This window comes from Kitasatospora sp. NPDC029312 (assembly GCF_055569215.1).
On record NZ_JBVHXY010000019.1, the window covers coordinates 1 to 13,903 of the forward strand.

Genomic DNA, 13,903 nt, shown 5'->3' on the forward strand with positions numbered 1-13,903 from the left:
ATCAACGCCAACGGCTTCCGTGAGCTGCTCGAGGGCCAGAAGGTCGAGTTCGACGTCACGCAGGGCCAGAAGGGCCCGCAGGCCGAGAACATTCGCCCGCTGTAGTTCTCTGCGATGGCTCACGCCTAGCAGTGACGGGCCCGCACCGCGCATTTCGATGCGCGATGCGGGCCCGTCGGCGTTTCCGCGTGACGCTCCCCGCTTCAGGAGCGGAGGTCCGCTCCCCCGGGCGCCTCGGCGGCGGGCTGGGCGGCAGCGGAGGGCTCGGCGGCGGACTGACCGGCCGACGCCGTGGCGGGCTGAGCGGCGGGTTCCGCGGTCACGGCGTTGTACTCGGCGAGGCTCGCCCGGGTGAAGCCGAAGAAGTAGGTGGCCAGGAAGCCCACCACGTAGCCGGTCAGCAGGCCACCGCCGTACACGGCGGCGCTCGCGGCCATCCCGTGCGGGCCGGCCAGCAGCGGGAACAGCGCCCAGCCGGAGGGGCCGACCGCGGTGGAGCCGACCGCGCTGCCGAGCTGGCCCGCCACCCCGACGAAGGCGCCCCCGGCCGCACCGCCCACGCAGGCCGTCACGAAGGGGCGCCCCAGCGGCAGGGTGACCCCGTAGACCAGGGGCTCGCCGACACCGAGCAGCCCGGCCGGGAGCGCGGACCTGATGACGGCCCGGATGGACGCGTTGTGGCGCAGCCTGAGGTAGACGGCCGCGGCGCAGCCGACCTGTCCGGCGCCGGCCATGGCGAGGATCGGCAGCAGGACGGTGGAGCCCTGTTGCTGGATGAGCGTGGCGTGGATCGGGATCAGCGCCTGGTGCAGGCCGAGCATGACCAGCGGCAGGAAGAGGCCGCCGAGCACCAGTCCGGCGAGCAGGCCCCCGTGGGCGAGCAGCCAAGTGGCGGCGTGGCCGATGGCGGTGGAGACCTCCCCGGCGATGAACATCAGGCCGAACAGGGCGGCGAGGCCGCCGACCAGGACGGTGACGGTGGGGGTGAGCAGGACGTCGAGGGCGTCGGGCAGGAGCCGCCGGGCCCAGCGCTCGACCTGGACGGCCAGCAGCGCGGCGCCGAGCGCTCCGACCACACCGCCCTGCCCGGGGGTGAGGTGGTGGCCGAAGGCCTCCACCTTGGCGACGCCCGCGTAGACGATCACACTGGCCACGGCCCCGCCCAGCACGGGCGTGCCGCCGAACTCCTTCGCCGTGTTGTAGCCGACGAAGACGGCGAGCAGGGACATGAACCCCGCCGAGACCGGCCCGAGGGCGGTGACCAGCCCGGGCGCCCAGCCGAGGTTGGCGAGGGCGCCGGAGAGGGCGGCGACGATGCCGCAGCCGATCAGGGCGGGGATCAGCGGGACGAAGATGTCGGCGATCCTGCGCAGTGCCCGTTTCACCGGGGTCGCGTTGCGGACGCGAGCCTCGGCCCGGATCCGCGCGCCGCTCTCGGCGAGGTCCGCCGCGGTGGGGACGGCGCCGGCCCCTGGAGCGGCCGCTGAGACGGCCCCAGGACCGGCCCCCGGACCGATCGAGGCAGCGGCGGCGCCGCCGGAGTCCAGGAGCCGGCGCAGCTGCGCGGTGACGCCGGCGACGGCTCCGGGGCCGAGGACGATCTGGTAGGTGTCGTCCTCGACGGTGCCGAGGACGGCCGGCAGCGCCCGCAGGGCCTCGTGGTCGACCAGCGAGCGGTCCGTCAGGCCCAGCCGCAGCCGGGTCATGCAGTGGGCGACCGAGCGGATGTTGGGGGCGCCGCCGACCAGCGGGAGGATCGCCTCGGCCGTGGCGCGGTTCTTCTCGTCCGACATGCCGGGGGACGTACCCGGATGGTCGCCGGGCTCAACCGGCGCGGTGCGGTTCGTCCTCCGACCGCATCGTGGTGCGCACCCGGTGCACGTACCGGTCGACCAGGTGGCGCAGCACGCTGACGGTGGCGGCGACGTCCGGCTCCGGGACGCCGTCCAGTGCACTGGTCAGTCCGGCGATGTTGGCCTGTTTCAGCCGGTCGAGCATCGTCCGCCCGTCGGCGGTGATGGCCACCTGGCGGGCCCTGCGGTCCAGCGCGTCGTGGCTGCGTTCCACCAGGTGCTGGCCCTGGAGGCGGTCGATCTGGCGGGTGACGTGGGAGGGCTTGACCATCAGCCGGTCGGCCAGGTCGCTCACCCGGCTGGCCCCTTCGGCCTCGGCGAGGGCGCGCAGCAGGTAGACGTCCGAGCGGGCGGCCGTGATGCCGGCCCGGGCCGTGCGGCGTTCGTGCTCCTGCGAGCGCGTCAGCAGGTAGGCCAGGGAGGCCAGTACGGCCTCCAGGTCGGAGGTGGTGGTCCGATCGTCTTCGGCGTCCGGCATGGGGGAACTGTAGCGATCCGGTACGGGCCGCGGCTGCACCGGGCACCGGTGACCGGATTTCGGACAGATTCGGCCGTCACCCGATGCGCCCTTTCCTCACCACGGACCGCGAGTTAGCGTGACGATCAGTTAGTTGCTTTTGGCACGTAAATTGCGCGCCTCAGCGGCCCCGACGACCTGCGCCGCCACACCCGCAGGCCCACCGGCACCGCCGGCCCCACCCAGCTCCGAGAAGGGGAGCCTCCTGATGGCCACTGCCGCGAAGACCCCACGCTTCAGCCACCCCGCCGCCCGCGGCGCCTGCCCGTTCGCCCCGCCGCCCGTCTACCAGCAGGCCCGGCAGGAGGAGCCGATCAGCCGCGTCTCCCTGTGGGACGGCTCCACGACGTGGCTGGTCACCCGCCACGAGGACGTCAAGGCGGTCCTCGCCGACGCGCGGTTCAGCTCCGACTCCACCCGCCCGGGCTTCCCCTTCATCAGCGCGGGTGCCCGACAGCTGAACGCCGGTCAGCCCACCTTCATCCGGATGGACGACCCCGAGCACTCCCGGCTGCGCCGGATGCTCACCGGCGAGTTCATGATCAAGAAGGTCGAGGCGCTGCGCCCCGAGATCCAGCGCATCGCCGACGAGCTGCTGGACCGGATGACCGAAGGATGCTCCAGCGCCGACCTGGTTCGCGAGTTCGCCCTCCCTCTGCCGTCCCTGGTGATCTGCCTGCTGCTCGGCGTCCCCTACCAGGACCACGCCTTCTTCCAGGAGTGCAGCCGCGTCCTGCTGCGCCGTGACTCCCCGGCCGAGGAGGTCACCGCCGCCCAGGACCGGCTGGCCGACTACCTGGTCAAGCTCACCGAGGCCAAGCGCAGCGAACCCGACGACGGCATCCTCAGCCGCCTGGTGGAGCGCGGCGACCTGAGCACCGAGGAGATCGGCGCGATGGGCCGGCTGCTGCTGGTCGCCGGACACGAGACCACCGCGAACATGACCGCGCTCTCCGTCCTCGCCCTGCTGCGCAACCCCGAACAGCTCGACTTCCTGCGCAAGCACCCCGAGTCCGTCCCCGGCGCGGTCGAGGAACTGCTGCGCTACCTGACCATCGTGCACTCCGGGCTGACCCGGGTCGCCACGGAGGACGTCGACCTGGGCGACGTGCGGATCCGCGCGGGCGAGGGCGTCATCTGCATGGTCAACACGGCGAACCGGGACGAGCAGGAGTTCCCCGGCGGTGACGACCTCGACGTGACCCGCGACGCGCGCCGCCACCTGGCCTTCGGGTTCGGCGTCCACCAGTGCCTGGGGCAGCCCCTCGCCCGGCTGGAACTGCAGATCGCGCTGAACACCGTGCTGCGGCGGTTGCCCGGGCTGCGCCTGGCCGTCCCGTTCGAGGAGGTCAGCTTCCGCGGCGAGATGCTCATCTACGGCGTCCACGAACTGCCGATCGCCTGGTGATCCGGCCGGTTCCACCGGATCCTGCCCCAACCCCGGGCACCGCGCACCGCCCACGCCGCAGTGAGCAGTGAGCACCGCGCACTGAGCAGTGAGCACCGCGCACCGAGCGCGCCGACGCGCCCACCATCCAGCGGAGCCGGCCCCGTCGGGGGCCCTCCCCGTCCGCCATGTCCCGAAGGGAAGACCATGCTCATCCAGATCGACCAGGAGAAGTGCTGCGGCGCCGGCCACTGCGTACTCGCCGCCCCCGACGTCTTCGACCAGCGCGACGAGGACGGCATCGTCGTCCTGCTGGACGCCGAACCGCCCGCCGAACTCCACCAGGCCGTCCAGGACGCCGCCGCGGTCTGCCCGGCCGCGGCCATCCGCCTGGAGCAGGTGTGACCGCTCTGCGGGACGTCGCCGTCGTCGGCGCCGGTGCCGCAGGGCTGCACGCCGCCGAGGCGCTGCGCCGGGCCGGCTACGACGGCCGCCTCACCCTGATCGGGGCCGAGGACGAACTGCCGTACGACCGGCCGCCGTTGTCCAAGCACCTGCTCGGCGGGGAGTGGCAGCCCGACCGCCTCGCGCTGCGCGGACCCCAGGCGCTGGAGGAGCTCCGGCTCGACCTGCGCCTGGGGGTCCCGGCCGACCGCCTGGACCGCCGGGAGCGGACCGTACACCTCGCCGACGGCCACCGGGTACGCTGCGAGGCCGTCATCGTGGCCACCGGGGTTCGCCCGCGCCGGCTCCCCGGCGCCGACGCTCCGCTGACCGGTGCCCACGTGCTGCGCACCCTCGCCGACGCCCTCGCCCTGCGCGAGGAACTCCGCGCAGGCGTCCGGCTGTTGGTGGTCGGCGGCGGACTGCTCGGCGCCGAGGCGGCCGCCACCGCCGTGGGACTCGGCGCCGAGGTGACGTGGCTGGCGTCGACCGCCGTTCCCCAGGCCGCCGTCCTCGGCACCGAGACGGCGGCGCTGCTGGCAGGCCTGCACCGCGAGCACGGGGTGCGGATCCACCGGGGCACGGCCACCGCACTGCTCCGACGGCACGGCCGGGCCGTCGGCGTGCGCCTGGCCGACGGCTCCGAACTGGCTGCCGACGCCGTCCTGATGGCCATCGGCTCCGAACCGGCCACCGAGTGGCTGGCCGACAGCGGCGTCCCGCTGGACGACGGAGTGGTCTGCGACGCCTACTGCGCCGCCGGCCCGGGCGTCTGGGCCGCCGGCGACGCCGCCTCCTGGCCCGACCCGCACACCGGCCGCCACCGCCGCCTGGAGCAGCGCACCAACGCCACCGAGCAGGCGATGCACGCCGCCCGGAACCTGCTGGCCGGGCCGGACGGCGTCCGGCAGGCCTACCAGCCGGTCCCGTACCTGTGGACCGATCAGTACGGACTGCGGGTCCAGGCGTTCGGCCGGCCCGGTGACGCCGACCAGTTCGAGGTGGTCGACGGCAGCCTCGCCGAACACCGCTTCGCCGCCGTCTGCGGCCGGGACGGCGTGGTCACGGGCGCGGTCGGCATCGCCTCCGCCCGCGCCCTGCGCCAACTGCGGGCCCAAGTGGCGGCGCACAGCGCGTGGCCGTCCGGGGCGGGCTGACTTCCGCCATCGATGAGGTGCCCCGCCGCCCCGGCCCCACCCGGCCGGGGCGGCGGGCGTTCCTGTCCTGACGTACGGGCCGGGCCGAACCGTTCGGGGACGACGCTCGAAGCGGTCGTATCCGGGGGCGTAGTGATCCGGTGACGCGGAAGGCGTCATTCCGTCGATTGTTCGTACTAGCTTCGATCGTGCACGCCCACTCCGCCGCCTCCCGGCCCCCTTGCGGGAGAGGCGCACAACGGGCGTGTCCTCACCCGCACTTCACTCAGGAGCACCGCATGCCCACCGTGACGACCCGCCACGCGACCGCCGTCCGCACGCTGGCCGGCACCGTCCTGGCCGCCGCCCTGCTGGTGCCCACCGCGACGGCTTGCGGCCCCACCTCCGACGCACCCGCCAGCACCGCGGCGGCCGACGCACCCGCCACGAGCGCGCCGGCCACCACCGCCGCCACGCAGGCCACTTCGGCCACGCCCGACACGAACAACACCACGCCACCCAGCGCCGCGCCGACCAAGCACGCCACCACCGTGCCGGCCGCCACGCCCGACGCGCGCCACAGCACCGCGCCCGCCGCCCCGGGCAAGGGCGCCTCCCCGGTCCGCACCCAGACCCTGGTGGACGGCAGCACCGCCGAGATCCGCGACCTCGGCAACCAGCGCTACCAGGCCAGGATCGTCAGCCGCGGCGACGTCCTGGCCACGCTGGAGACCACCGACACCGACGCCGGGCTCGACGCCAACGACATGTTCGTCGTGCTCTCGATGGACGGAACGGTCCACTCCTGGATGGGCGGTGGGCACCAGGGCCCGGGCACCTTCAAGCTCGCGGGCGGCTGGACGGCCAAGGTCACGAAGGTCGGCGAACTGCACTACCGCGCGCAGATCATCGGCAACGACAACGCGGTGGACGGGACGTGGGAGGCGAACCAGCACGACGCCGGCGGCGTCGCCAACGGCGTCTACATCGTCCTCACCGCGGGCGGCGAGATCAGCGCCCACATGTGAGTCGAACGGCCGCTACGACATCGGGCGGCCCTGTTGTCCGGCCGTTCCTTCCGTCCCGGTCCTGCGATCCGAACCGGGCGTCCGGTCGGCGGAGTCGAGCGTTCGGCCGTCCGGCCCACCGGACCCGTCCAGGACGGCGAAGGCCGGGTCGAATCCAGTCAGGTCGCGGCTGGCCGCCCACAGTCGGGCCGCGGCCGTGGCGTCGGCCAGGTGGTCCCACAGCGGTTCGGCCCTCGGTGTGCCGCGCAGTCCGAAGGCCCGGGGGCTCCACAGCCGGCCGCCGCGGACGTTCGGGTCGAGCACGGCCCGGACGGCGGGCCACGCGGCGGCGTCCTTGCCCTGGACGACGAGACCGAGCGGCAGGTGGCGCACCCGGTCGCCGGTGGTCCGGACGTGGAACGGCGGGCGCGAAGGGGTGAGGGAGTCGAGTGCGCCGCCGGGGTGGACGAGGATGCTCAGCGTCGTGCTGTCGGCGGCGCGCAGGCGGCGGTCGAGCTCGACGGCGAAGAGCATCTGGGCCAACTTCGAGCGTCCGTAGGCCCGTTTGGGCCGGTAGTCGCGGGCGCTCTGGAGGTCGTCGAAGTCCAGGCGTTCGGTCTTGGCGGCGAAGCTGCCGGTGGTCACGATCCGGCTGCCCGGCGTTGCCGAGAGCAGTGGTGCCAGGAAGTGGGCCAGCGCGAAGTGCCCCAGGTGGTTGGTGCCGAACATCAGCTCGTGGCCGTCCCCGGTCTGCCGGCGCGGTGGATGGTCGAGGGCCACACCGGCGTTGTGGACCACCGCGTCGAGGCGGTCCAGCCGGAGCGCGCCCACGGAGGCCCGGAGCGAGCCGAGGTCGGCCAGGTCCAGGGGCAGGTGTCTCACCTCGGCGCCGGGGACGCGCGAGTGGATGGAAGCGATCGCGGTTTCGGCCTTCGCCGGGTCACGGCTGCCGAGCACGACGGTGGCCCCGGTGCCGGCGAGCTGCTCGGCGACGAAGTACCCGATGCCCGCGTTGCCGCCGGTGACCAGGAAGGTCTTCCCGTCCGCGCGGGGCAGCCGGTGGACGTCCCAGCGCAGGACCTTGGGTACGGATGACATGGCGGGCTCCCGGAGTCGAGCTGGTCTGGAGTCGGGCGGGCCGGAACTTCGCCACCGGTCACGCCCGGTCCCCAGCCTCCCCGGGGCCACTCACATCCCACTGACAGGCCGCTGTCCGCGCTGACGGCCGGCCGGTATCGCGCGACGCGGCGCCAGTGACGGATCGACGCCGGTGGTCGGCCGCCTCGGGAGCGGGCCGACCACCGGCGTACGGGTGGTGCCGTGCGGCGGTCAGGCGGTCAGGCGGTCAGGCGGTCAGGCGGTCAGGCGGTCAACTGCCGGGCGGTCAACTGCCGGGCGGCCTACTTGGTCTCGACTCGCCCGACCGGGTCGGGCCCGGTGGTCAGCTCCTCGCACGCGGCGTGCCAGGCGCGGTCACCGGGGTTCAGCTCGGTGCGCAGGTAGGCGGCGGTGAGCCGGGCGAGGGCGGCGACCCGCTCGGGGTTCTCGTCGGTGGTCTCGGCGGCGTCGTATCCGGCGATCCCGCCGAGTCCGTGTTCGGCGTCGAACAGGGTCAGCAGTGTCTTGGGGCCGGGGGCGAGGGCGTAGGGGTCGGCGTGCCAGTCCGGCCCGACGTCGGTGAAGTGCCGGGAGTCGTCCTTGTCGCCGGCGACGACCAGCGCGGGTGTGGTCATGGTGGAGAAGTCGATGCCCCGCAGGATCGGCCACTGCTCGGCCATGGGCCCGTTCTGGACGTCACCCCGGCCGGGCGCGGCCAGGAGTACGCCGGCCTTGATCCGGTCGTCGGCGAGATGTGCTTCCTCCCCGGTCTCGGGGTCGGTGAGCCCGGCGCCCAACAGCAGGCTGGCGGTGAAACCGCCGAGCGAGTGTCCGGCCAGGGCGACCTTGGTGCGGTCGATCCGCCCGGCGAGCTGCGGCACGGCGTTCTCGATCACGTCCAGCCGATCGAGGATGTGCGTCATGTCCTCGGCGCGGGAGCGCCAGAAGAACGGCGCGCCAGGGGCGTCGGCGACGAGGTGGGTGAGCGTCCGGGAGGTGAGGTGGGTGGGCTGGACGACGACGAATCCATGGGACGCCCAGAAGTCGACGAGCGGCGCGTAGCCGTTCAGCGAGGAGAGGTGGTTCGAGGGGCCGTGGCCGTGGGAGAGGAGGAGGACGGGGAGGCCGCCCCCGGTCGCGGGTGCCGAGACCCGTAGGTGGAGCTCGACGGGACGCCCGGGCACGGGTAGGACGACAGGGCTGAGGGAGAGGACCGGGACGGGCGCGCGCAGGGCGTCGGCGGTGGCGGGCCCGGTGGTGGAGGCGGAGTTGCTCACGATGCGGGTTGCCTTTCGACAGGCGGCTGCCGGTCCGCGGGCGGGTGTCGGCAGACGCGTGCGGGGCGATCGGCGGCGGCCGGCCCCTTTCGGATAAGCTGAAGCGGAACAGTGCTCCACTTAATATCCGGATCACTGCTCCGTTTTGTCAAGCGGTACTGAAGGAGCAACCTCATGACCTCCGAGAGCCCCGCCGGCCGGCCATCGACCCGGAACCCGCGGGCCGACGCCCAGCGCAACCGGCAGACGGTGCTCGCCGCCGCCGCCGAGGTGTTCGTCGCCTCCGGCGTCGACGCGCCGATCCGGCAGATCGCTACCCGGGCGGGCGTCGGAATGGCCACCGTCTACCGCCACTTCCCCACCCGGTCGGACCTCGTCACCGCCGTCTACCGGCACCAGATCGAGGCCTGCGCCGAGGCCGGCCCGAGGCTGCTGGCCGCCGCCGACTCCCCGTTCGACGCGCTGCGCCAGTGGATCGACCTCTTCGTGGACTTCCTGGTCACCAAGCACGGACTCGCCGACGCCCTGCAGTCCGACAGTGACCGCTTCGCGGCGCTGCACACCTACTTCCTCGACCGCCTGTTGCCCGTCTGCGCCCAACTGCTCGACGCCGCGGTCGAGGCCGGCGACATCAGGCCCGGCACTCAGCCGTACGAGCTGATGCGCGGCATCGGCAACCTCTGCATCGGACGCGACACCGACTCCCGCTACGACCCCAGGCGCCTGGTCGACCTGGTCCTCCGGGGAATGCGGCGATCCGGACCGGCCTGACGCCCACGGCCGGGAACCGGAACCGGTCTGCGCGGAGGCGTCCGCCGTCGGCATGCTGGCGGCGGACGCGCCCGCACCGACAGCGCCGACAAGCTGGAGCTGCGCGCCGTCATCGGAACCCAGCTCACCGACGCCCCGCGCTGACCGCGCGGCTGTCGCGGCGGCGCCGGCGGCGCCTCGGGTCTCGGTACCGCCGGGTGGCCGGCCCGCTCCCGTCAGTGCGGGAGCACCCAGCCCGGCCGCCACGTCCCGGCGGCGTCGCGGCCGACCGCCGCCGTGGCGGCGAGGTGGGCGCGGAGGGTGGCCAGCGCCGGGTGGGCGTTGTCCCGGTGCCAGAGGAGCGAGTGCGGGTACACGGGCGTCGGGTCGGTCACGGGGATCCGGCGCAGGCCGTAGCCGGCGGGCCAGACCAGGCGGGTCTGCTCGCTCATGAAGGTCGCCAGGGCCGGGGTGTCGGCGATGGTGTCGAGGAGGGCGTCGGAGCCGAAGTTGGGGCCGGTCGCCTCGATGGTGAGGCCGAACTCGGCGACCAGGTCGTCGTAGTAGGCGCCCCACTCGGTGCCGGGGACGATTCCGGGCATCCAGATCCGGTGGCCGACCAGGTCGGCGACGGTCACGGACTTGGCACCCGCCAGCGCGTGGGCGGGCCCGGTGAGCAGGTGGAGCGGCTCGTCGAACACCCGCACCGACTCGATGTCGCCGGGGAGGGGCCGGCCCGGCATGGCGACGGCGCGGAAGGACGCGTCGATCGCACCGGAGCGGATGGCGGTGACGGCCTTCTCGACGTCAAAGAGCATCACCACGTCGAGGTCGATCTCGGGGTGCGCGCGGTGGAAGCCGCGCATCAGGCCCGACTGCGCGCTCCGCGAGGTGAGCACGTCGACGCGCAGCGGGCGGCGGCCGGCGTGCACGGACGACACCGCGCGTTCGGCGACGCGCAGCAGTTCGCGTGCGTGCGGCAGGAAGGCCTGCCCGTCGATGGTCGGCTCGGCGCCGCGCGGCGTACGGGTGAACAGCCGGACGCCGAGGTCGCGCTCCAGCGCGGCGACCCGCTTGGAGACGGCCTGCTGGGTGACCGCGAGGTCGACGGCGGCCTTCTGGAACTGGCCGGCCTCCGCGATGGCGACGAAGGTGCGCACTGCTTCGAGATCCATGGCGGCCAACCCTAGTGAACAACCTGTGGTTGTGCGTATGCCGGGGGTCGGTTGTTTGACCAGCCACTGTGGTCTCCGATTAGCTCTCATCGGTCAACTCCGGTTTGTTCGGTCGAGGCATCGAGGGGAGCCGCACACGATGGGCAGGAGACGGCTGGGCCGGCGGTTCGGCTGGCTGTGGGCGGCGTACGCGGTGAGCGCGTACGGGTCCGGGCTGGGCTTCGGGGCCCTGCCGTTGATCGCCGTGACGGCCTTGCACGCCTCGCCCGCCGAGGTGTCCGCGCTGTCCGCGACGGGCCCCGCGGTGGGCACGCTGATCGCGCTGCCGCTGGCGCCGTGGGTGGAGTTCCGGAGCAAGCGCCCGGTGATGATCGCCATGGACCTGGCCCGGTTCGCGGCGATGGCGACGATCCCGGCCGCCTACGCCCTCGGTTGCCTCGGTTTCGTCCAGCTGCTCGTGGTTTCGACGGTGGTCGCCGCCGCCAAGATCGCGTTCAACGCGGCCGGCGGCGCCTTCCTGAAGGCGCTGGTCCGGCCGGCTGACCTGCTCACCGCCAACGCGCGCTTCGAATCGACGAACTGGAGCTCCATCGCGGTCGGGCCGCCGCTGGGCGGGGCGGCGATCGGCCTGTTCGGGCCGGTCACCACCGTGGTGGCCGATGCGCTCAGCTACCTGCTCTCGGCGCTGGGCATCGCCGCGATCCGCGGCCGGGAGGAGACGCCCGAGGCGCCCGAGCGGAGCACGGTGCGGGCGGGCGCGGTACGGGCGGGCAGTGCAGGGACGAGCAGTGCCCGGCCCGGCGGCGCACGGGCGGGCACGGTGCTCGACGGCTGGCGGCACATCATGGGCGATCCCGGGTTGCGAGCGCTCTACCTCAACAACATGCTCGTCTCCGGTCTGATCATGGCTACCGAGCCGGTGCTCGCCGTCCTCCTGCTCCGCCGCCTGCACTTCGCCCCGTGGCAGTACGGCCTCGCCTTCGCGGCGCCCTGCCTCGGCGGGCTGATCGGCTCCCGGCTGGCCCAGCGCGTCGTGACCCGCTACGGCCGCGACCGGGTGTTCCGGACGGTCGGCACCCTGCGCGCCGTCTGGCTGATCGGCCTGGTCCTGGTCCGCCCGGGCGTCGTCGGACTCGTCACGGTGATGGCCGTCGAGTTGGCGATCATCGTCAACATGAGCCTCTACACCCCGGTGCTGGCCACCTACCGGCTCGAACGCACGCCCACGCACCTCGTCGCCCGCACCCTGTCGGCCTGGTCGATCGGCCAGCAGGCGGCCATCGCCTCGCTCACCGCGCTCGGCGGCCTGCTGGCCGACGTCACCGGTCCGCGCGCGGCCCTCGCGGTCGCGGGACTGCTCATCCTGGCGACCCCGCTCCTCCTCCCCCGGCCCGGCCAGACCCCGCAGCTCCGGCCGGACCCGTCCCCCAACCCCTGAGAGATGTCGGTGCGAGGGGAGCGGGTGGGCACGGCGGTCCTCCTGGCGGGGCTGGCGACGGCCTCGGGCCGGCGGTTCGTGGCGGTCAGACCGTCCGGCGCACGGCGATGACGTTGTCGGTGACGGTCGCGCGCTGTCCTTCGGGGCCGGTCGCAGTACGCCGGGGCGCGTGGCAGCGCTCGATGTGCCAGCCGTCGCCGAGGCGCAGGTCGGCGAGGGCCTCCTCGGCCGTGGGGAAGCGCACGTCCTGCCCCGCCTGCCAGGACCACGGCGCCACCGAGGCGTGGTCCACCACGATCAGCAGGCCGTTCGGAGCCACCGCCGCCGCGGCGCGGCGCAGGACCTGGGCGCGGGGGATCTCCACCGGCGTGTGGAAGTAGCCGGCGCTCACCAGGTCGAAGTGGCCCTCCGGGAAGGTCCGGGCCAGGTCGTGGCGGACGGGGTGGACGCGGGCGGACAGCCCGGCGGTCCTCGCCCGCTCGGCGACGCGGTCGAGGGCGGTCCGCGCGACGTCGACGGCGGTGACGTCCCAGCCCCGGGCGGCGAGCCAGAGCGCGTCGCCGCCGTGTCCGCAGCCCAGGTCCAGCGCCGCGCCGGGGGTGGACACGAGGGCGGTGACGAGCTCCTCCAGGACGGCGTTCGGCTCGGTGCCCCACTGGGCGTCGAGGCGGGAGTAGTGGTTCTCCCAGAAGGTCGCGGAGTCGTCGGCGGTCTGCATGGCTGGTCCTCTCGTCGGGCGGGGGCGGTTCGCCGCGGCCGTGCGGCCCGGGCGTCCGGAACGACGGTGCGCCCCGCCCTGCCGGGCTTGCAAGGAAGCATGCCGTTTCGGCAACCTGGCCGGCATGGGCACCACGAAGAAGGACGTCCTGGCCTCGGTCGGCCCCCGGCTGCGCGAACTGCGGCACCGGCGCGGGATGACGCTGGCGGAACTCGCCGAACGGACCGGGATCAACGAGAGCACCCTGTCCCGGCTCGAGGGCGGCAGCCGCAAGCCCACCCTGGAGCTGCTGCTGCCGCTCGCCGACGTCCACGCCGTCCCGCTGGACGAGCTCGTGGGCGCGCCCCGCACCGGCGATCCGCGCATCCACCTGCGCCCGGTGGTCCGGGACGGGATGACGTACGTGCCGCTCAGCCGCCCCGGCGGTGTCCAGGCCCACAAACTGCTGATCCCGCCGCGGCCGGACAGCGAACCGGAGCTGAAGACCCATGAGGGGTTCGAGTGGGTCTATGTGCTCAGCGGACGGCTGCACCTGCTGCTCGGCGACCAGAGCCTGGTGCTCAAAGCGGGTGAGGCCGCCGAGTTCGACACCCACGTGCCGCACTGGCTCGGGCCCGACGGCGACAAGGCCGTCGAACTCCTGGTCCTCTTCGGGCACCAGGGCGAACGGGCCCACCTCCGGGCTCGCACGGTACCTGACGACGCATCATAGTCCTGGTGGCCGAGCCCTGTTCGGGTACCGGGCGGCCGCCGGGCGGTCCGCCACGCGGTACCACCGGCCGCACGCCCGGCGGCGCCCCCACTGATCGGTCCACGGTCAAGCTCGGGTCAAGGATTACGCCGTAGGGGCCGCGACCCCCTATCCTGGGGCGGATTCGAACAGACACCTCGTTCGGTGAGGCGTCTTCACGGACACAGGCCACTGATCCCACCCGTCGAGAGACGCTCCGGATCAGGACAGGTCTCCCCGGCTCAAGGGGTGACCCCAAGTGGCTTCCCGTCGGGCAACGACCAGGGACACGCCGTGGAGTGCCAAAGCTCTGACGAGTGGGGGTGCCCAGGCGGCGACGTCGGTCTCCCCCTGCCGCGCCGCCGCGACCTCG

General features: G+C 73.7%; 14 protein-coding genes and 1 riboswitch. Of the genes, 8 read left to right on the forward strand and 6 right to left on the reverse strand.

All coding sequences use genetic code 11. From position 1 onward, the window contains the following. On the forward strand, nt 1-105 hold a 105-nt coding region (locus ACZ4WV_RS17420), incomplete at its 5' end, for a cold shock domain-containing protein (RefSeq protein ID WP_360333732.1). Between the two features lie 98 nt (nt 106-203). On the opposite strand, the gene ACZ4WV_RS17425 is transcribed toward ACZ4WV_RS17420, so the two are convergent. Next, nucleotides 204-1,793 (reverse strand): PTS transporter subunit EIIC, encoded by a 1,590-nt coding sequence (locus ACZ4WV_RS17425; protein ID WP_465747499.1) that lies wholly within the window; start codon nt 1,791-1,793, stop codon nt 204-206. Nucleotides 1,794-1,824: 31 nt separating this feature from the next. Then, nucleotides 1,825-2,331: a MarR family winged helix-turn-helix transcriptional regulator gene (locus tag ACZ4WV_RS17430; RefSeq protein WP_465747501.1), complete on the reverse strand. Its 507-nt coding sequence runs from the start codon at nt 2,329-2,331 to the stop codon at nt 1,825-1,827. Between the two features lie 247 nt (nt 2,332-2,578). Here ACZ4WV_RS17430 and ACZ4WV_RS17435 point away from each other — a divergent pair, with 247 nt between their 5' ends. The 4 genes from ACZ4WV_RS17435 to ACZ4WV_RS17450 all read left to right on the forward strand — a co-directional run bounded on the left by ACZ4WV_RS17435 (nt 2,579) and on the right by ACZ4WV_RS17450 (nt 6,365). Then, nucleotides 2,579-3,778, forward strand: coding sequence for a cytochrome P450 (locus ACZ4WV_RS17435; protein WP_465747503.1), 1,200 nt, complete (start codon nt 2,579-2,581; stop codon nt 3,776-3,778). A gap of 186 nt (nt 3,779-3,964) precedes the next feature. Continuing rightward, nucleotides 3,965-4,162, forward strand: a complete 198-nt coding sequence (locus tag ACZ4WV_RS17440) for a ferredoxin (protein ID WP_465747505.1) — start codon at nt 3,965-3,967, stop codon at nt 4,160-4,162. Beyond that, nucleotides 4,159-5,358 (forward strand): NAD(P)/FAD-dependent oxidoreductase, encoded by a 1,200-nt coding sequence (locus tag ACZ4WV_RS17445; protein WP_465747507.1) that lies wholly within the window; start codon nt 4,159-4,161, stop codon nt 5,356-5,358. The genes ACZ4WV_RS17440 and ACZ4WV_RS17445 overlap by 4 nt, the downstream gene beginning before the upstream one ends. Before the next feature lie 278 nt (nt 5,359-5,636). Next, on the forward strand, nt 5,637-6,365 hold the full coding sequence (locus ACZ4WV_RS17450) for a hypothetical protein (RefSeq protein WP_465747509.1): 729 nt from the start codon (nt 5,637-5,639) through the stop codon (nt 6,363-6,365). Between the two features lie 12 nt (nt 6,366-6,377). Here ACZ4WV_RS17450 and ACZ4WV_RS17455 read toward each other — a convergent pair whose 3' ends face one another. Both ACZ4WV_RS17455 and ACZ4WV_RS17460 read right to left on the reverse strand, forming a co-directional pair. Next, nucleotides 6,378-7,442, reverse strand: coding sequence for an SDR family NAD(P)-dependent oxidoreductase (locus ACZ4WV_RS17455; protein WP_465747511.1), 1,065 nt, complete (start codon nt 7,440-7,442; stop codon nt 6,378-6,380). A gap of 302 nt (nt 7,443-7,744) precedes the next feature. Next, the gene (locus tag ACZ4WV_RS17460; protein WP_465747513.1) at nt 7,745-8,719 is read right to left on the reverse strand and encodes an alpha/beta hydrolase family protein; all 975 of its coding nucleotides are present in this window, start codon (nt 8,717-8,719) and stop codon (nt 7,745-7,747) included. Between the two features lie 174 nt (nt 8,720-8,893). Here ACZ4WV_RS17460 and ACZ4WV_RS17465 point away from each other — a divergent pair, with 174 nt between their 5' ends. Further along, nucleotides 8,894-9,490, forward strand: a complete 597-nt coding sequence (locus tag ACZ4WV_RS17465; protein ID WP_465747515.1) for a TetR/AcrR family transcriptional regulator — start codon at nt 8,894-8,896, stop codon at nt 9,488-9,490. 215 nt (nt 9,491-9,705) lie between these two features. On the opposite strand, the gene ACZ4WV_RS17470 is transcribed toward ACZ4WV_RS17465, so the two are convergent. Then, a complete protein-coding gene (locus tag ACZ4WV_RS17470) occupies nt 9,706-10,644 on the reverse strand; it encodes a LysR family transcriptional regulator (protein WP_465747517.1) in 939 nt (312 codons plus the stop codon). Nucleotides 10,645-10,783: 139 nt separating this feature from the next. Between ACZ4WV_RS17470 and ACZ4WV_RS17475 the strand changes: the two genes are divergently transcribed. Continuing rightward, nucleotides 10,784-12,082 carry an MFS transporter gene (locus ACZ4WV_RS17475; RefSeq protein ID WP_465747519.1) on the forward strand — a complete coding sequence of 433 codons (1,299 nt, stop codon included), beginning with the start codon at nt 10,784-10,786 and terminating at the stop codon, nt 12,080-12,082. A gap of 85 nt (nt 12,083-12,167) precedes the next feature. Here ACZ4WV_RS17475 and ACZ4WV_RS17480 read toward each other — a convergent pair whose 3' ends face one another. Continuing rightward, nucleotides 12,168-12,800: an SAM-dependent methyltransferase gene (locus ACZ4WV_RS17480; RefSeq protein ID WP_465747521.1), complete on the reverse strand. Its 633-nt coding sequence runs from the start codon at nt 12,798-12,800 to the stop codon at nt 12,168-12,170. Between the two features lie 124 nt (nt 12,801-12,924). On the opposite strand from ACZ4WV_RS17480, the gene ACZ4WV_RS17485 reads away from it, so the two are divergent. After that, entirely contained in the window at nt 12,925-13,512 is a 588-nt protein-coding gene (locus tag ACZ4WV_RS17485; protein ID WP_465747523.1) for a helix-turn-helix domain-containing protein, read from the forward strand. A 168-nt stretch (nt 13,513-13,680) separates the two neighbouring features. After that, a riboswitch (M-box (ykoK) riboswitch) is annotated at nt 13,681-13,860 on the forward strand. Nucleotides 13,861-13,903 lie beyond the last annotated feature (43 nt).